This window comes from Actinobacillus delphinicola, assembly GCF_900638385.1.
GTDB classification, from domain to species: Bacteria; Pseudomonadota; Gammaproteobacteria; order Enterobacterales; family Pasteurellaceae; genus Actinobacillus_C; species Actinobacillus_C delphinicola.
On sequence record NZ_LR134510.1, the window covers coordinates 1,359,564 to 1,377,110 of the forward strand.

Genomic DNA, 17,547 nt, shown 5'->3' on the forward strand with positions numbered 1-17,547 from the left:
TAAAATATCATACATATTAATGATCTAAATTAAGTTTTGTGTCCTTAATAGTCACCTCAAATATTGCTTAACTGTTATAATAATGTTGCATTTTTAGTGTCGCAGACTAAAATACCCGCAGTTGTTTGTTACAAAAATAAACTAGATTTTAATAATTAAAGGAAGCAAAAAATGACAATTCCTCAAATTCTTATTGTTGAAGATGAAACTATTACCCGTAATACCTTGAAAAGTATTTTCGAGGCTGAAGGATATGATGTTTTTGAAGCGGCGGATGGCGTGCAAATGCATCGTGTTTTATCGACACAAAAAATTAATCTTGTCGTTATGGATATCAATTTACCAGGGAAAAATGGGTTAATGTTGGCTCGTGAATTACGTGAACACAATGATATGGCTCTCATGTTTTTAACAGGACGTGATAACGAAGTAGATAAAATCTTAGGTTTAGAAATTGGAGCAGATGATTACCTCACTAAGCCATTTAACCCTCGTGAGCTTACTATTCGCGCACGCAATTTGTTACAACGTACAATGACAGAAGAACAAAAAGTTGTTCCAACGCATGTTGATAAGTACCGCTTTAATGGCTGGGTTTTAGATTTAGACAGCCGTACATTGACCAATCCAGATGGCGAAGAATATAAGCTACCACGTAGTGAATTTCGTGCAATGTTACATTTTTGTGAAAATCCAGGAAAAATTCAAACTCGAGAAGCGTTATTACGTCGTATGACGGGACGTGAATTGCGTCCGCAAGATCGCACTGTTGACGTAACTATCCGCCGTATCAGAAAACACTTTGAAGATCATGCAGGTACGCCTGAAATTATCTCTACAATTCATGGAGAAGGCTACCGCTTCTGTGGTGAAATCGAGTAATTTCTTTCATTGATCAAATCGTTATATAAAAATCTTAATGTTTGAAGTGCGGAACGTTAAGATTTTTTTTATGGATAAAATTAGGGGTACATTTTTTAAAGCAGATAGTGATATGATGAGAAAAATGTAAAATTAACATTAGTTAAAATCATGTAAAGAAAGAATGTGACGGGGATTTATGATTATTCGCACTGAACTGCTACGCTTTTTCGGCAAACTCACGACAGATGAGCAAATTGCTAAGCAAAAGTTAATTGTTGATGCTGAAAAATTTGGACAAGCTTTTGCCGTAGATAAAGCAGGCTTTATGGTCAAAGGCATCATGATTGGGGTTATCATCGGTTTAGTGGTTAGCGTCTTTCGACTTACAATTGATTATACGCTAACGGGGCTTTTTAAACTTTATCCCTATCTACGAGATCACCCGCATTATATTCCGCTTTATGTTGTTGCAACCCTAATTGGTGGCGTAATACTTGTACAAATCATCAAACCGCTTTATACCAAATCAAAAGAAGAAATAACATGGTTCTCCTCATTATGGCGTACCGTTGCAGGGGCGCTTTTAGCCCTCTGTCCAGGTATTTCTGCAGGGCGAGAAGGTCCATGTATTCAAATTGGCGGTTTTGTCGCACAAGGATTTTGTGAAAACATTTTTTCTGAAAATGAAAAAAATAAAATGGTTCTCGTGCATAGTGGCATGGCGGCAGGATTGGGTGCTGCTTTCAGTGCGCCAATTGCTGGAACCTTATTTTTGCTTGAAGCAATAAGTTTCAATTTCTCCCCAATTATTCTTTTTACTTCCATGACCGCCACGATTTCTTCTGTCATGGTAACTTATTTCTTTTTTGGCATTACACCATGTTTATATGTCCCTCACGGTGCCTCATTACCCCTTGATCAATATTGGGTGCTATTACTGCTTGGCGTGCTGATTGGTGGTATGAGCCGTGTTTACCAATGGTCACTTCTCACCATGCGTAAAGGCTACAACCTTGCTCCAAAACTTAAAAATTGGAACATATTCTTACCCCTTTTACTGGTTATTCCAATTGGGCTTGTCGATCCGCATGTTTTAGGCGGAAGTCATGACTTAATTCTTGAAGTAGCGAGCCAACGTTTCTTAAATGTGATATTAAATTATCCATTTTATACTATGTTAGGGGTACTTTTTTTGCTAACTGTGGTAAGATTTGTCTTCACAATTATCTCTTGTGATGCTACGGCACCAACAGGGATATTTATGCCGATTCTTGTATTAGGCGCATTATTCGGTGCGATTTATGCAAGTATTTTGATAAAATTTGGAATTTTACAGCATCAATATTATCTAAACATCGTAATCTGTGCGATGGCAGCCTATTTCGGTGCCTCGCTGAAAACACCGTTTACTGGGGTGATTTTATTGATCGAAACTGTCGGCGACGTGAAATATATTATGCCAGTGCTTATTGTTACGTGGATAGCAACTATTATTAATACTTGGCTAAAAGGTAAATCTGTTTATGCTTAAAGAAGAACAAGGACTACATTCTCAAGCGCAAGCAAGCCCACTTGTTGAAGTCAAAAATATGACCTTCAAACGTGGCGAACGTACGATTTATGATAATTTAAATCTGAAAGTGCAGAAGGGAAAAATCACTGCCATTATGGGACCTTCGGGGATTGGTAAAACAACGCTCCTAAAATTAATTAGCGGGCAATTAAAACCAGAACACGGAGAAATTTTCTTTGATGGCGACGATATCTGCCTCATGAAAAATGCTGCCCTCTACCAAGCACGCAAACGCATGAGCATGCTTTTTCAATCTGGCGCACTTTTTACCGACATGACGACTTTTGAGAATGTCGCTTTCCCAATTCGTGAACATACACGCCTACCTGAAAAAATTATCCGCCAAATGGTACTGATGAAATTACAAGCTGTCGGATTGCGAGGGGCTGCTGATTTAATGCCAGCAGAACTCTCTGGCGGTATGGCAAGACGTGCCGCACTTGCGCGCGCGATTGCCCTTGATCCAGAACTTATCATGTATGATGAACCTTTTGCAGGGCAAGATCCAATCAGCATGGGCGTAATTGTGAGTTTAATCAAATGTTTAAACGAAGCATTGAACTTAACGTCAATTGTCGTGTCCCATGACGTACAAGAAGTATTAAGCATTGCGGATTATGCCTATATCATTGCGGATAAACGCATTATTGCAGAAGGAACACCGCAACAATTGTTGCAAGCTGAAGATGCCCAAGTGCAACAATTTTTACAAGGGAAGGAAGATGGTCCAGTAGGATTCCATTTTCCAGCAAAAGATTATTTACAAGAGTTATTTCAATGATCGATACCATTGTGCGCCTGATTACCCAACTTGGCGCAAATACCATTCATTTTATTCAGCGTTTGGGTCGAGCGGGAATCATGTTATTCAATGCGTTGGTAGGGAAACCGCAACCACGCAAACTTTTCCCCTTACTCATCAGACAACTTTATGTACTAGGTGTCCAATCCCTCGCCATTATTCTGCTTTCTGGGCTTTTTATCGGTATGGTATTAGGCTTACAAGGCTATGTGGTACTCGTAGATTTTTCTGCCGAAACAAGTTTAGGGCAACTGGTTGCGCTTTCACTATTGCGTGAATTAGGACCTGTTGTCACCGCCTTACTTTTTGCAGGGCGAGCAGGATCTGCGGTAACCGCAGAAATTGGCTTAATGAAAGCGACTGAACAACTTTGTAGCCTAGAAATGATGGCTGTCGATCCACTTCGCCGTGTCATTTCACCACGTTTCTGGGCGGGAATTATCTCCATGCCAATTTTAGCCATTATTTTTACCGCAATCGGTATCTGGGGCGGTTCGCTTGTCGGCGTGGACTGGAAAGGCGTGGACGCAGGGAGTTTCTGGTCCGTCATGCAAAATTCCGTGCAATGGCATTACGACATTTTCAACGGATTCTTAAAAAGCCTTTGCTTTGCGATTGCCGTAATGTGGATTGCACTTTTCAATGGATATAACTGCGTACCGACTTCAGAAGGCATCAGCCGTGCGACCACCAAAACCGTGGTAAACGCCTCTCTTGTCGTACTCGGTTTAGATTTTATTTTAACCGCCGTGATGTTTGGAGCGGGTTAATTGCACGCCAACAAACAAAATGTTAGCGAAAGAATTATGTAATATAAGGACAATGAGAAGAAATGAGAAATTCAGCGAAATATGAGTTTTGGGTAGGGATTTTCCTGCTTATCGGCATCGGCGCATTAGTATTTCTTGGGCTAAAAGTGGCGAATATCCAAGGGTTTAGCAATGACAATACTTACGAAGTCACTGCAACTTTTGATAATATTGGTGGACTAAAGGTGCGTTCCCCCGTAAAAATCGGTGGGGTAGTGATTGGACGAGTGGAAAAAATCTATCTCGACAAACAAACCTATTTGCCAACTGTTGATATCGCCATTGACAGCAAATACAACGATATCCCAGGCAATAGTTCCCTAGCAATTAAAACATCAGGCTTACTTGGTGAACAATATATCGCTTTAAATGTCGGTTTTGATGACGGCGAAACACCTGATCTTAAAAACGGAAGTAAAATTGTTGACACCAAATCTGCCATGATTTTAGAAGATCTCGTAGGGCAATTCCTCTACGGGGATAAAAATAAAAAATAACCTTAACCACACAAGAGGTAACACATGTTAAAACCCATTGTTTCTTTACAGAAAAAAGTTTTTGCGTTCTTTTTAATGCTTTTTGCATTCGCATTCGTAAGCAATGCACAAGCAGCGGACAGCAATAATCCTTACACCCTGATGCAACAAACATCAAAAAGCTTATTTGGACAAATTACCGCTGACCAAGCAAAAATTAAAAAAGATCCAAATTACTTAAAAACTATCGTAAAAGATACCCTTATGCCGTATGTTCACGTAAAATACGCAGGCTCACTCGTACTTGGTCGTCAACTTCGTACCATTGACCGAGCAGATCGTGAAAAATTCTTCAACGCATTTGGGGACTTTATCGTACAATCTTACGCACAAGCCTTAACACTTTACCACAACCAAAAAGTGGAAATTGAAAAAGCAAAACCAATTGTTAGCAACATCGTAAGCATTAAAGTACAAATTATTCAAAGCAATGCAACCGCACCAGTAAACCTCAACTTCTTCTGGCGCAAAAACACCAAAACTGGCGCATGGCAAGTTTACGATTTAGCGGTTGAAGGCGTGAGCATGGTTGATACAAAACGTCAAGAATGGTCACCAATTCTTCGTAAATCTGGTATCAACGCACTTATCGCACAAGTTGAAAAAGCAGCGAAAGTACCTGTTACTTTCAGCAAATAAGGAATAATGATGCAACCATCTCATCCACTTTGCTGGGACGTGATAACACAAGATGGCAACACGCATATTTATCTCAATGGGGAATTAAGCCGTAACACCTTAATGCCCCTTTGGGACATTTACAAAAAGGTGGAAAAGGAATTTTTTCCGCCAAATCCACATATCGTTTGGCATTTTGATAAAATAGTCCAGCTAGATAGTGCAGGTTTTGCATTATTATGTGATTTTTTACATGCAGGTGAACAACGAGGCACACAACAAATTGCCACATGCTCACCTCAATTTTTAACCCTCGCGGATCTTTTCGGACTCACGTCCTGGATGAAAGGCTTTTTACCCGCAACCACTTAATAGAGAACTGAAATAGACTTATGGAAACAACACAAATTGAACAAATCTTAATGGAAAATTTACCGATCACCGAAGTACACGTACAAGGCGAAGATGCCCACTATAGCGTGATTGTAGTGAGTGATGAACTTGCCGCATTATCTCGAGTAAAACAACAACAAACCATTTATGCTCCATTAATGTCTCATTTCAGTAGTGGTGCTATCCACGCATTAAGCATTCGCACCTTCAACCAAGAAAAATGGCAACGTGAACGTGCCTTAAATGGATTTTAAGAGGAAATAACTATGCAAAAGTTCCGCGTACACGGGGATACCAAACTCCAAGGTGAAGTAAAAATTTCAGGTGCAAAAAATGCCGCCCTTCCAATTTTATTCGCCGCAATTTTAGCTGAAGAACCCGTTGAACTCACCAATGTTCCTCAACTAAAAGACATCGAAACCGCCCTTAAAATTTTACGTCAATTCGGCATGACCGCAGAACAAGACGGCAATACCGTTCGCCTTGATGCCCGCCATATCACTGACTACACCGCACCTTACGATCTCGTCAAAACCATGCGCGCCTCTATCTGGGCATTAGCGCCACTGGTCGCACGTTTTCACCAAGGACGAGTATCATTACCGGGTGGCTGTGCTATCGGCGCACGCCCTGTTGACATGCACATTGAAGCACTAAGAAAACTTGGCGCAGAAATCGCCTTAACTGACGGCTACGTTGAAGCAACCGCACCAAACGGCTTAACTGGCGCCCATATCGTTATGGAAAAAGTCAGTGTCGGCGCAACTATCTCTGCAATGGTTGCCGCAACCTTAGCTAAAGGCACAACCATTATCGAAAATGCCGCTTGCGAACCTGAAATTGTCGATACCGCAGAATTTTTAAATACACTCGGTGCGAAAATCAAAGATGCAGGCAAATGCACAATCGAAATCGAAGGGGTAGAGTGCCTAGCAGGTGGCAAACACAAAATCGTAGCAGACCGCATTGAAACAGGGACTTTCCTTGTTGCAGGTGCAATCTCTGGCGGAAAAATCACCTGTACTCATACCAACCCACGCATTCTTGATGCCGTACTACAAAAATTACAAGAAGCAGGTGCAAAAATTGAAATCGACGGCGACAACATCACCCTCGATATGCAAGGCAAACGTCCAAAAGCTGTAAATATCCGCACCTTACCATACCCAGGTTTCCCAACCGACATGCAAGCCCAATTCACCTTGCTTAACATGGTAGCCGAAGGCACCAGTGCGATCACCGAAACCATCTTTGAAAACCGCTTTATGCACGTTCCAGAACTTATTCGCATGGGCGGAAAAGCAGAAATCGAAGGCAACACCGCAATTTGCCACGGGGTAGAACAACTTTCTGCTGCCGAAGTCATGGCAACTGACCTCCGCGCAAGCATCAGTCTCGTCCTCGCAGGCTGTATCGCTCACGGCGAAACCATCGTAGATCGCATCTACCACATCGACCGTGGCTACGAACACATCGAAGAAAAACTTCAAAAACTCGGTGCAAAAATCGAACGTTTTAAAGAAGACTAAAATCAAATCCCCCTTAAAACGCATTAAGGGGGAATTTTTTAGTCGAAATTTACCAAAATAAAAATTAAATAATAATCACTCTTATTTAGATAAAAAATAACTCCCCCTAGTAAGTCTATATTTTCTCCATTCAGATTACATCCTCGCCACAATTCTCGTTAAAATTTATGCAATATTGCCCACTACAAACCAATATTATTTAAGCTAACTTATTAAATATTAAGGAATTTTTAATAAATATTGCAAATTATCAAATATTCTTTAATTTAACAAATCCTCATATACACTGCCTAGAAAGTGGATCAAAAGTGGCGTATAATCCACAAGCTTCTATTTTGTAGAATAGTGTGCATAATTAATTATAAATTATCTGGAGAATATGTAAGATAAAATAGGAATAACCAGAAAATGAAAGAAATTATATTAATTGGAGCAGGTGGTTACGCTAAATCAGTATTGGATTCTTTAGATCTGACTCGGTATAAATTTAAAGGCTATATTGATAGATTAAGACCTGTTGGAAGTACACATTTAGGATTTCCTGTTTTAGCAAATAATTTATTAGAGCTAAAAGATTTTCATCAATATAGTTATTTTATTGCGATAGGAAATAATGATCTACGTTATGAAAATTACACATTTCTGAAAAAAAATCATTGTAATATAATAAATATAATTGATAAAACATCAATAATTTCATCATCTTCTTATTTAGGAGAAGGCGTTTTCGTCGGAAAAATGGCTATCATAAATGCCGGTGTTAAGGTAGGAAATAATGTTATTGTTAATACTAAAGCCTTGTTAGAACATGGGGTAACTATTGAAAATCATTGTAATATTTCAACTAATACTACTTTAAATGGTGACGTTTATATTGGAGAAAAATCTTTTATTGGCTCTTCCTCTGTTATAAATGGACAATTAGAGATTGGAAATAATGTAGTAGTTGGTTCAGGAAGTGTTGTAATAAGGGATATTGATCCTAATAGTATTGTGGTAGGAATACCAGCAAAAGTTATTAAAAAATTAGATAGTAATTATAAGGTAAAGAATAATGGATAATATTTATATTGTAGCAGAAATAGGTTGTAACCATAATGGTTCATATGATAGAGCAAAAGAAATGGTTAGAGTTGCTAAAGAATGTGGAGTTAACGCTGTAAAATTTCAGACTTTTAAAGCAAATTTATTAATCTCTAAATTTGCTCCTAAAGCTGAATATCAAAAAATTACAACAGGTACTGATGATTCTCAATTAGAAATGACTAAAAAGTTAGAACTACCATATGATGAATTTATACAGTTAGAAGAATATGCTCAATCCTTAGGGCTCGATGTATTTTCAACTCCATTTGATTTTGACTCGATTGAATTTTTAGCTAGTAGAAAACAAAAGATGTGGAAAATACCATCTGGAGAAATAACTAATTTACCTTATTTGGAGAAAATTGCACGCTTAAATATTGAAGGAAAAAAAATTATTATTTCTACTGGAATGTCAACGATTGATGAAATTAAATCTGCGCTAAGTATTCTAGAAAAAAATGGAGTAAAAAAATCAGATATTACTATTTTGCATTGTAATACAGAGTATCCAACACCATATGAAGATGTTAATTTAAATGTAATTAAACAGTTTAAAGAAATTTTTTCTGATTATAAAATTGGATTTTCAGATCATTCAAAGGGATATTTTGCAGGGATAGCTTCAGTTCCATATGGAATCTCATTTATCGAAAAACATTTTACATTAGATCAGAATTTACCAGGTCCTGATCATAAAGCTTCAGTTACTCCAGAAGAGTTAAAATTATTATGTGATGGTATTAGAGCTGTTGAAAAGTCTTTAGGGAATTCAATAAAGGAAGTTACCCCTTCTGAGGAAAAAAATAAAATTGTTGCTCGAAAATCCATTATAGCAAGGAAAAAAATTCAGAAAGGAGATATTTTTACTATTGATAATATTACAACAAAACGTCCTGGTAATGGTATTAGCCCTATGTATTGGTATGATCTACTTGGTAAAGAAGCACAGTATGATTTTGATGAAGACGCAATAATTATTGATAATAGATTTTTAAATCAAGAGTAGATTTATGAAAAAAATTGCAATTATTCCAGCTCGATCTGGATCTAAGGGATTACCAAATAAGAATATTTTACTCTTAGGGGATAAGCCACTAATGGCTTACACGATAGAAGCTGCACTTGAATCAAAGTGTTTTGATAAAGTTATAGTTTCAACAGATTCACTAGAATATAAATATATTGCTGAGCAATATGGTGCAGAAGTTATTTTACGTAATGAATATTTATCTAATGATGAGGCTACTAGTTTTATGGTAATAAAAGATGTCTTAGAAAAAGTAGATAATTATGATTATTTTGTTTTATTGCAGCCTACGTCTCCATTTAGAAATAAAGAACATATTAAAGAATGCATTAAGATTTTTGAGAATAAATATGAAAAATACAATTTTTTAGTATCAATGGAAGAAGTAACTAAATCATCTAAATTGATACAAGAAATAGATGCAGATATGACTCTAAAAAATTATGAAATTGATTTCTCAAATTATCGGAGACAGCAGTATAAAGAATACGTACCCAATGGTGCAATTTTTATAGGTAAAGTAAAAAATTATTTGGAACAGAAGCACTTCTTTTCAGCTGATAGTATCGCTTATTTTATGAGTAAAGAGGACTCAGTAGATATTGATGATCAAATAGATTTTGAATTAGCAATTACATTAATGGCTAGAAAAAATAAAAAAGAAATTATTTTGAAGAATGTTTTAGAACAAATAAAGAGAAAAGAGTTTTTGTTTAAAAATCCCAAAGAAATTACACTTATTGGACATAGTATAATAGATAGATGGGATATACATACTCTTAGGGGAAATTTAGTTAATAATTTAGGTATATCAGGGATTACTACGCAATATTATATAAAATATATTTTAGAAAATAATAAAATAAATATGTTTGGAAATTATATATATATTATGTTAGGGATAAATGATTTCTTAGATAAAAAACAGTTAGATGATGATATTATTAATAATATAGAGGATCTTATTTATAAGATAAGAAATATAAATAAAAAAAGTGAAATATTTTTTTTAGAAATTCTATCAGTTTACCATAGAGTTGATAAAGATAAAGAAAGAATTATAGAACTTAATAAAAAAATTAAAAATAGAATGAAAAAGATTAATGTTAAATTTGTGGAATTAAATAAATATATGAGCGATGAATTTAATAATTTAAACTATATTTATACGGATGATGGACTTCATTTAAATATTAATGGTTATTTAAAGTTAGAAAATATATTAAATAAAGAAAAATAAATTATGAAAAAGATATTATATGTTACTGGTTCAAGAGCTGAATATGGAATTGTTAAGCGATTACTAAAAAAATTACAAAATGATAATTCTATTGATTTTAGATTAGCTGTTACAGGAATGCACTTATCTGAAAAATATGGAAGTACCTATAAGGTTATTGAAGAAGATGGTATTAAGATAGATTATATTATACCTATTACTTTAGAAAATAATAATAATCAATCAATAATTAATTCTATGGCAGAATGTCTAAAAAAATTTGGCGAACATTTTCAAAATTATTATTATGATGCAGTAATAATTTTAGGTGATAGATTTGAAATTTTTAGCGTAGCAATTGCTGCCGGTATTCATAATATACCTTTAATTCATTTACATGGTGGTGAGCAAACGTTAGGAAACTATGATGAATTTATTAGACATAGTATTACTAAAATAGCAAAATTACATTTAACATCAACAGAATCATATAGAAAAAGAGTGATTCAATTAGGAGAATTACCGAATAGTGTTATTAATATAGGTTCTCTAGGTGCAGAGAATGGATTGTTATTAAACTTACCATCTAAGATTGAATTAGAAAGTATTATAGGGAGTATAGAAAAGCCATATTTCTTGATAGTATTCCATCCAGAAACATTAAATTTATTGAGCGTAGATAATCAAATAAAAGAATTATTAAGTGCATTAGATAAATTTAAAACTAATTATGATTTTATTTTTATAGGGTCAAATGCTGATACTAAATCAAATATAATATTTAATTTATTTAGAGAATATACAGTTGAGAATAATTTTAGATTTTTTACGTCCTTAACACCAGAGGAGTATCTTGCATTAATAAAATATTCATGCGGTATTATTGGAAATAGCTCTTCTGGATTATTAGAGGCACCATCTTTTAGGGTTGGAACTATTAATATTGGAGATAGACAGAAAGGTAGAATACGAGGAGATAGTGTTATTAATGTAACTCTGGATAAGCAATCAATTATAGATGGTATCTATAAATTAATTTCTCATGAATTTCAAGAAATATTAAATAAGTCTATCAATCCTTATTATAAGGAAAATTCATTAGAAGAATGCTACAATGCAATTATTAAGTTTCTATATGGTTTAGATATTAATAAAAATAAAAGCTTCTATGATATGTAATTAATATATTACTTCAGGAACATTATGGAAAAAATAGATATTTTATTTGTATGCTATGGGGGTGGACATTCTGCCATAATAAAGCCATTAGCTGAAGAATTAATAAAAAATCATCCTAAAATCAATTTTAAAATACTAGCACTAACCTTAGCTCATAATAGTATGAAAAAAAAATTTCCCCATCATACATTAGGATTAAAGGATATAATAAAAATATTTTCTGTACAAGAAAAACAAGAAATTACAAAGTTAGGTAAAAGTATTCTATCTGAAAATTATAGAGATGACGGGACTGTTAGTGAATATGAATCAATATTATATTTAGGATTATCTTTGTATGATTTAATTCATGCGAGAGGAAAAGAAGAAGCTTACAAGCAATATAATAATTTTCATCGTGCAGCATTTCTTCCTAAGATAACTATGGAAAGAATCCTAAAAAATTTAAAGCCTAGACTAGTTTGTGCTACGAATGCTCCAAGATTTGAGAAAGCTGCTTTATTAGCAGCAAACAACTTAAATATAGAAAATTATGAGATAATAGATTTATTTGGAGAAAATCATGAAGTCTCTTCTCGTAATATTATAGTTATGGATGAATATGTAATACATAACTTAAAATTAAATAATAAAAAAAATATAAAATATTTTTCATTGGGGCAACCTGCTGTAGAAAATACGGTTAAAGAGATAAAATCTCTGGATAGAAGATTAATTACTGACAAATTACATCTTTTTAAGTATAATAGAAGTGCAATTAATATTGTGTTTTTTTCTCAGAGGATTTCTTTTATAAATAAAGAACTAACACTTAAATTTTATAATAAATTATTAAAAGTATTTAATAACTTATCATCATTATATAATATTAATATTTTTGTACGTCTTCATCCAGGTGAAAATATAGAAGATTATTGGGGAAAACTAGATTGTTCTAATTTAAAGTTTATTCATGATATATTAACTTTACCGGAAAGTATCGTTCTAGGAGATATTATTGTTACTCAATATTCAACAGTTGCATTAGAAAGTATTTATTCAGGGAAAACAGTATGTACTTTTCATCATAATTTAGAAGGAACCTATCCAGTATCTAGATTTATGATGGATCCATATTTGTTTAGTATGGGGTTTGATGAATTAGAGGATAATTTAATATCTTTACTAGATAATCCTAGTATTTTATTAAGAAAAATAACGAAAAGTACGAATTCAGTTCACAAAATAATTCAACTTTTTATCAATTCTTTATGTAGAGAAAATTCTATATGCGATTAAAAAAAATTTTTATTGTTGAGAATAGTGTACTATATTTATTCTTATTATTTACTGGGTTAGGTATTCTATCCTTTGATATGTTACCACAGGTAGTTTATTTGGTATCAAATATAGTTAATAATGAACATTTAAAAGAATATAGTAGTGTTATATTTTATTTAGAAGAAAATAATCCACACACATTAAGAACATTATTAATGCTACCTTTCTATTTTTTATATGATTATTTTTCTATTAATGTTAATTTATCTTTTGGGATAGCAGTAATTTTATTAATTTTTTTAACTTATAAAAACATTATATATATATATCCGGTAAATAATAAGATAAAAACACTAATATTACTTTCATTAATGACTTTAACTATATTTATGAATGGTAGAATAGCTTTTGCTATTTATGGTAATTCATTATTGTTAAAAATATTTTATAGAAGATATTTTATTTTAAACATTAGATATATTAAATTTATATTAAATTTATTAATAGCATTATTTTTCACAACGGTTAGTACAGGAACATCAATTGTTGCTATTGGTACCATAATAACCTTTTATTTTTTTATATTTATATTGAATAAATTTAGAAAAATTAGATCTATAAATTATAGAGTGTTATTTGATTTTATTTCTATTTTAGTATTACTTATAGGTATATTTAGAAATATTATTATAATGTATATTGATAAAAATTTAGATTATTTTGGGTCTTTCTCTTTAATGTTACATCATGGAATTGGAAAATATTTTAGGGGGTGGATGATTTTTATACTCCCATTATTAATTTTTATGTTAATTATACTAATGCAGATTATAAGAAAAATAAATATTATTATAGTACCTTTATCATTAACAATTAGTGCTGGATTCATAGGGATATTTGGGATTTCTAGTCTAGTTTCTGGTATCAGTGGTTTTATTGTATCTACTTTATTAATTTTAAATATTAAATATGTTAAAAAAAATTATACAAAATAGTTTAATTCTTAGTATAGGATTATTACTAGGTCGATTTAGTGGTTTTTTCCGTGAAATAATAATTGCTAGAAAACTTGGGATAGGTGAAGTTTCTGATCAAATAATTTTAATGTTAGCTATTCCAGATCTTTTAAATGGTTTATTAATTACTGGAGCCGTATCAGCAATATTAATACCAACGTTAGCAAGATTTCCAGAGGAAACGCTAAATATTATTAATGAATTTACTAAAAAATTATTAATCATAACTATATTGTCCTATATAATAATTAGTGTTATCTTATTTAAATTTTATAATGGAATTCTATTTTTTAGTTTAATATTATCACTATTATCTGTATTTCCAAATATATTTTCTTTTATATCATCTTCATATTTACAGTATGAGAAAAGATTTACCAAGCAATCATTAGGAACATTAGTATTTAACTCAATAATAATTATTTCATTATTATTGGGTGCAATAAAAATTTATTTAGCTGTAGGAATTATTATTGCAAGTACAGGAAGAATGTTATGGATTATGTCTGATCTTAAACATGCTACATATAAAAAAATTTTTAATTTAAAATTTTATAATAATAAAATTTTTATATCTTATAGTATATTAATTTTTATGATTATTGCAAATGGTCTTGTTTTTATACAACCAAGTATAGATAAAATATTTTCTTCTTTTATGACAAAGGGATCATTATCAATATTTTCATATGCAGAAAAAATATATCTTTTACCAGTATCTGTATTTTTGACAACTTATGCTATAGTTTTATTTAGCGATGCGGCTAGACTTATTGCAGAAAAATATTTTATTCAAGCACATCAATTATTAATAAAGAGTATTTTATTAAATATAATTATATCATTATTGGTTGCAATAGTTATGTATTATTATTCTCATGAAATTGTATCAATTATATTTTTTAGTGCTAATTTTTCAAAAGAGAATATTGATGAAATTTCACATATTTTAATTGGTTTTTTACCTGTAGTAGTTTTTGCTGGTACAAATAGTATGCTTCTTAAAATGTTATTTTCTTACGAAAAATATAATATTATAATGTATTTTTCTATTTTTATTATTATACTTAAAGTTATTTTAGATTTATTATTAGTTATTTTTAATATATCTATATATTATATGGCTATTAGTACTTCATTTTTAAGTATAGTATCGGTAATTATACTTGGAGGTAGTTATTTTTATACCTACAAAAACAAAATAAGCGAGGAATGACTATATGAAATTTATGATAATAGAAAATAATATTGATTTAATTAAATTTTATGATTCTATTGGTATAGATAGAATTTTTATTGATTTAGAAGTACTTGGAAAAAAAGAGCGTCAAGGGCATTTAGATACTGTAATAACACTGAATCATTCTATTACTGATATTAATAAAATTAAACCTTTATTGAAGAAAAGTAAATTACTTGTTAGAGTGAATCCAATAAATATTAATTCTAAATATGAGATAGAGCAATGTATACAGAACGGTGCTGATATAATAATGCTTCCTATGTTTAAAAGGGTTAATGAGGTTAAAGAGTTTTTAACAATTATTGGTGGTAGAGTAAGGACATGCCTATTATTAGAAACTTCAGAAGCTGTATGTAGAATTGATGATATTTTAGATATACCAGGAATTGATGAAGTACATATTGGGTTAAATGATTTACATCTAGCTTATGGATTAGATTTTATGTTTGAATTATTAACAGGAGGTATTATAGAGTTAATAGTTAATAAACTTAAGAAAAAAAATATTCCTTTTGGTATAGGCGGAATTGCAACCTGTCAAGGTGGTGCGATAAATGGTAGAATTATTCTTGGAGAATATATACGCTTAGGAGCAACACAAGTTATTTTATCAAGGAGTTTTAAAAAAATCGTAGAAAATAGTAAAGATCTTTTTTTAAAAGAAATTAATAAATTAAATAATGAATTAAATTACTGGAATCATGCTACTGATAATGATTTTTATAATAATAGAAATATTTTAAAAGAAAAGGTATTAGAGATTATTAATTAGAGGGATAAAATATGTATAAAAAAGGATTTAAAAGATTTCTTGATATTACAATTTCATTATTATTATTATTATTATGCCTATTACCTTTTATAGTAATAGCTATTGCTATAAGAATAGATAGTAAGGGAAATATTTTATTTATTCAAGAGAGAATAGGACAGAATAGAGAGCCATTTAAAATAATTAAGTTTAGAACAATGGTTTTTAATGCTCCTAGCTTAGGTGGTTCTAGTACATTATCAAATGATCCTAGAATAACAAAAGTAGGCGCAATTTTAAGAAAACTAAGTTTAGATGAATTACCCCAGCTTATTAATGTTTTTAAAGGCGATATGAGTTTAATTGGATATAGACCTGATGTTGATGCTAATTTAGATTATGATTATCAGGTAGTCTATACCCTTAAACCTGGTATAACTGGATTAGCTCAAGTTTCAGGAAGAAGTTTATTAAATACAGAATGTAAAACTAAATTAGAAATTGAATATGCAAAAAATATATCATTTTTATTAGATTTAAAAATTTTATTAAAAACAATTCCAGTTTTATTAAATACTAAAGTAAGTAATTAAGGATGTATTATGTCAAGTGAATATATTGGATTAATTGGTGGTAGAAGTGGAGATTCTGTTACTGATGAGATAAAAAAAAGAGGATTTAAAGTTGCTCTAGTTTGTGGTAAGAATAATGAGCCTGGACATGATATCGCTGATAAATTGTTAGTATTAGATTATAGAGAAAGAGAAAAAATAAAAGATTTTTTTATTAAGTTACAAGTAAAAAAAATAGTTATTTCTACTGGGCATATACTTGCTTTTAAATTAGCAAAATATTTAGAAGATAATAAATTTATTATATCTATAAATGTAGAGACATCTTTATTATGTAAAGATAAATTTTTACTTAAAGAAAAAATGAAGGAATTAGGATTTAAAACACCAGAATTCTTATTTTTTAAATTTAGTGATAATCTTATTAAAAACCAAAGTTATTTAAAAAAAATATTAGATACAATAGATTTTCCAATAGTTTTAAAATCTAATTTAGATATTATACCTCCGATAGCTGTCCATAGTAAAATTGAATTGTATAAATATTATTATAAACTAATTGAATTAAAATCTGATATTCTAGTAGAGGAATTAATTACAGGTAGTGATTTAACTATTCCTATTTTGTTTAATGGAAAAAAAGCAAGAGCTATAGATGTATTCTATTATTCAAAAGGAAAAGAAGATAATCTTATTGGATTTGATAAATCCGAAACTTATAAAATAAATAATGAGTATGAAGTTAAAAGAGAGGCTGAAAAGTTAATAGAAAAAATATCTGTTTTAGGTTTATCTAGAGCTGATGCAATTGTTAATGATAGTGGAATATATTTTTTAGAAATTAATTCTGTTATTTTATGTGGGCATACTCAAGAAAGTTATACTTATAAATGGAAAGAAAAAGGATATAATTTTGCATCTCTATTAGTAGATAATGCATTTAGAATATTTAATATATAGGGTTGATTATGTTAAAAAATTTAATTTATTTTCCTAGAATACTTAAAAAGATTATCTTGATTTCTCAGGATATAATATTAATTATTATATCCTACATTTTTTCAGTATCT

Annotated in this window: 19 protein-coding genes; all 19 read left to right on the forward strand. The window is 31.3% G+C overall.

Annotation, left to right across the window (positions count from 1 at the left end):
- The first annotated feature begins 171 nt into the window (after nucleotides 1-171).
- The 19 genes from arcA (at nucleotide 172) to EL259_RS06530 (ending at nucleotide 17,437) form a co-directional block, all read left to right on the forward strand.
- Nucleotides 172-882: a two-component system response regulator ArcA gene (gene arcA / locus EL259_RS06440; protein WP_126600060.1), complete on the forward strand. Its 711-nt coding sequence runs from the start codon at nucleotides 172-174 to the stop codon at nucleotides 880-882.
- Nucleotides 883-1,060: 178 nt separating this feature from the next.
- The gene (locus EL259_RS06445) at nucleotides 1,061-2,395 is read left to right on the forward strand and encodes a ClC family H(+)/Cl(-) exchange transporter (protein WP_126600062.1); all 1,335 of its coding nucleotides are present in this window, start codon (nucleotides 1,061-1,063) and stop codon (nucleotides 2,393-2,395) included.
- Complete coding sequence (gene mlaF, locus EL259_RS06450) at nucleotides 2,388-3,218, forward strand: phospholipid ABC transporter ATP-binding protein MlaF (protein WP_126600064.1); 831 nt, start codon at nucleotides 2,388-2,390, stop codon at nucleotides 3,216-3,218. The genes EL259_RS06445 and mlaF overlap by 8 nt, the downstream gene beginning before the upstream one ends.
- Nucleotides 3,215-4,009 carry a lipid asymmetry maintenance ABC transporter permease subunit MlaE gene (gene mlaE / locus EL259_RS06455; RefSeq protein WP_126600066.1) on the forward strand — a complete coding sequence of 265 codons (795 nt, stop codon included), beginning with the start codon at nucleotides 3,215-3,217 and terminating at the stop codon, nucleotides 4,007-4,009. Before mlaF ends, mlaE begins: the two co-directional genes overlap by 4 nt.
- A 62-nt stretch (nucleotides 4,010-4,071) precedes the next feature.
- Nucleotides 4,072-4,545: an outer membrane lipid asymmetry maintenance protein MlaD gene (gene mlaD / locus EL259_RS06460; RefSeq protein ID WP_126600068.1), complete on the forward strand. Its 474-nt coding sequence runs from the start codon at nucleotides 4,072-4,074 to the stop codon at nucleotides 4,543-4,545.
- 24 nt (nucleotides 4,546-4,569) lie between these two features.
- The gene (gene mlaC, locus EL259_RS06465) at nucleotides 4,570-5,223 is read left to right on the forward strand and encodes a phospholipid-binding protein MlaC (protein WP_126600070.1); all 654 of its coding nucleotides are present in this window, start codon (nucleotides 4,570-4,572) and stop codon (nucleotides 5,221-5,223) included.
- 6 nt (nucleotides 5,224-5,229) lie between these two features.
- A complete protein-coding gene (locus EL259_RS06470; RefSeq protein WP_126600072.1) occupies nucleotides 5,230-5,574 on the forward strand; it encodes an STAS domain-containing protein in 345 nt (114 codons plus the stop codon).
- A gap of 20 nt (nucleotides 5,575-5,594) precedes the next feature.
- Nucleotides 5,595-5,849, forward strand: a complete 255-nt coding sequence (locus EL259_RS06475) for a BolA family protein (RefSeq protein ID WP_126600074.1) — start codon at nucleotides 5,595-5,597, stop codon at nucleotides 5,847-5,849.
- A 12-nt stretch (nucleotides 5,850-5,861) separates the two neighbouring features.
- Nucleotides 5,862-7,124 carry a UDP-N-acetylglucosamine 1-carboxyvinyltransferase gene (gene murA, locus EL259_RS06480; protein WP_126600076.1) on the forward strand — a complete coding sequence of 421 codons (1,263 nt, stop codon included), beginning with the start codon at nucleotides 5,862-5,864 and terminating at the stop codon, nucleotides 7,122-7,124.
- Nucleotides 7,125-7,532: 408 nt separating this feature from the next.
- Nucleotides 7,533-8,186: a NeuD/PglB/VioB family sugar acetyltransferase gene (locus EL259_RS06485; protein ID WP_126600078.1), complete on the forward strand. Its 654-nt coding sequence runs from the start codon at nucleotides 7,533-7,535 to the stop codon at nucleotides 8,184-8,186.
- On the forward strand, nucleotides 8,179-9,216 hold the full coding sequence (gene neuB / locus EL259_RS06490; protein WP_126600080.1) for an N-acetylneuraminate synthase: 1,038 nt from the start codon (nucleotides 8,179-8,181) through the stop codon (nucleotides 9,214-9,216). Before EL259_RS06485 ends, neuB begins: the two co-directional genes overlap by 8 nt.
- Before the next feature lie 4 nt (nucleotides 9,217-9,220).
- Complete coding sequence (locus tag EL259_RS06495; protein ID WP_126600082.1) at nucleotides 9,221-10,477, forward strand: cytidylyltransferase domain-containing protein; 1,257 nt, start codon at nucleotides 9,221-9,223, stop codon at nucleotides 10,475-10,477.
- A 3-nt stretch (nucleotides 10,478-10,480) separates the two neighbouring features.
- Nucleotides 10,481-11,635 (forward strand): UDP-N-acetylglucosamine 2-epimerase, encoded by a 1,155-nt coding sequence (gene neuC / locus EL259_RS06500; RefSeq protein WP_126600084.1) that lies wholly within the window; start codon nucleotides 10,481-10,483, stop codon nucleotides 11,633-11,635.
- A 24-nt stretch (nucleotides 11,636-11,659) separates the two neighbouring features.
- The gene (locus tag EL259_RS06505) at nucleotides 11,660-12,913 is read left to right on the forward strand and encodes a glycosyltransferase family protein (protein ID WP_126600086.1); all 1,254 of its coding nucleotides are present in this window, start codon (nucleotides 11,660-11,662) and stop codon (nucleotides 12,911-12,913) included.
- A complete protein-coding gene (locus EL259_RS06510; protein ID WP_126600088.1) occupies nucleotides 12,904-13,890 on the forward strand; it encodes a hypothetical protein in 987 nt (328 codons plus the stop codon). The genes EL259_RS06505 and EL259_RS06510 overlap by 10 nt, the downstream gene beginning before the upstream one ends.
- Nucleotides 13,865-15,127: a lipid II flippase MurJ gene (locus tag EL259_RS06515; RefSeq protein WP_126600089.1), complete on the forward strand. Its 1,263-nt coding sequence runs from the start codon at nucleotides 13,865-13,867 to the stop codon at nucleotides 15,125-15,127. Before EL259_RS06510 ends, EL259_RS06515 begins: the two co-directional genes overlap by 26 nt.
- Before the next feature lie 4 nt (nucleotides 15,128-15,131).
- Nucleotides 15,132-15,926, forward strand: coding sequence for an aldolase/citrate lyase family protein (locus tag EL259_RS06520; RefSeq protein WP_126600091.1), 795 nt, complete (start codon nucleotides 15,132-15,134; stop codon nucleotides 15,924-15,926).
- A gap of 11 nt (nucleotides 15,927-15,937) precedes the next feature.
- The gene (locus EL259_RS06525) at nucleotides 15,938-16,498 is read left to right on the forward strand and encodes a sugar transferase (protein ID WP_126600093.1); all 561 of its coding nucleotides are present in this window, start codon (nucleotides 15,938-15,940) and stop codon (nucleotides 16,496-16,498) included.
- 9 nt (nucleotides 16,499-16,507) lie between these two features.
- Nucleotides 16,508-17,437: an ATP-grasp domain-containing protein gene (locus EL259_RS06530; RefSeq protein WP_126600095.1), complete on the forward strand. Its 930-nt coding sequence runs from the start codon at nucleotides 16,508-16,510 to the stop codon at nucleotides 17,435-17,437.
- The last annotated feature ends 110 nt before the right edge of the window (nucleotides 17,438-17,547 follow it).

What these genes read in the sequence shown, in the direction of transcription:
- neuC (WP_126600084.1), top strand. Translation starts at nt 10,481, where the DNA reads ATGAAAAAGATATTATATGTTACTGGTTCAAGAGCTGAATATGGAATT.
- EL259_RS06470 (WP_126600072.1), top strand. Translation starts at nt 5,230, where the DNA reads ATGATGCAACCATCTCATCCACTTTGCTGGGACGTGATAACACAAGAT.
- EL259_RS06495 (WP_126600082.1), top strand. Translation starts at nt 9,221, where the DNA reads ATGAAAAAAATTGCAATTATTCCAGCTCGATCTGGATCTAAGGGATTA.
- EL259_RS06510 (WP_126600088.1), top strand. Translation starts at nt 12,904, where the DNA reads ATGCGATTAAAAAAAATTTTTATTGTTGAGAATAGTGTACTATATTTA.
- EL259_RS06525 (WP_126600093.1), top strand. Translation starts at nt 15,938, where the DNA reads ATGTATAAAAAAGGATTTAAAAGATTTCTTGATATTACAATTTCATTA.
- EL259_RS06475 (WP_126600074.1), top strand. Translation starts at nt 5,595, where the DNA reads ATGGAAACAACACAAATTGAACAAATCTTAATGGAAAATTTACCGATC.
- mlaD (WP_126600068.1), top strand. Translation starts at nt 4,072, where the DNA reads ATGAGAAATTCAGCGAAATATGAGTTTTGGGTAGGGATTTTCCTGCTT.
- mlaC (WP_126600070.1), top strand. Translation starts at nt 4,570, where the DNA reads ATGTTAAAACCCATTGTTTCTTTACAGAAAAAAGTTTTTGCGTTCTTT.
- arcA (WP_126600060.1), top strand. Translation starts at nt 172, where the DNA reads ATGACAATTCCTCAAATTCTTATTGTTGAAGATGAAACTATTACCCGT.
- mlaF (WP_126600064.1), top strand. Translation starts at nt 2,388, where the DNA reads ATGCTTAAAGAAGAACAAGGACTACATTCTCAAGCGCAAGCAAGCCCA.
- neuB (WP_126600080.1), top strand. Translation starts at nt 8,179, where the DNA reads ATGGATAATATTTATATTGTAGCAGAAATAGGTTGTAACCATAATGGT.
- EL259_RS06445 (WP_126600062.1), top strand. Translation starts at nt 1,061, where the DNA reads ATGATTATTCGCACTGAACTGCTACGCTTTTTCGGCAAACTCACGACA.
- EL259_RS06505 (WP_126600086.1), top strand. Translation starts at nt 11,660, where the DNA reads ATGGAAAAAATAGATATTTTATTTGTATGCTATGGGGGTGGACATTCT.
- EL259_RS06530 (WP_126600095.1), top strand. Translation starts at nt 16,508, where the DNA reads ATGTCAAGTGAATATATTGGATTAATTGGTGGTAGAAGTGGAGATTCT.
- EL259_RS06520 (WP_126600091.1), top strand. Translation starts at nt 15,132, where the DNA reads ATGAAATTTATGATAATAGAAAATAATATTGATTTAATTAAATTTTAT.
- murA (WP_126600076.1), top strand. Translation starts at nt 5,862, where the DNA reads ATGCAAAAGTTCCGCGTACACGGGGATACCAAACTCCAAGGTGAAGTA.
- mlaE (WP_126600066.1), top strand. Translation starts at nt 3,215, where the DNA reads ATGATCGATACCATTGTGCGCCTGATTACCCAACTTGGCGCAAATACC.
- EL259_RS06485 (WP_126600078.1), top strand. Translation starts at nt 7,533, where the DNA reads ATGAAAGAAATTATATTAATTGGAGCAGGTGGTTACGCTAAATCAGTA.
- EL259_RS06515 (WP_126600089.1), top strand. Translation starts at nt 13,865, where the DNA reads ATGTTAAAAAAAATTATACAAAATAGTTTAATTCTTAGTATAGGATTA.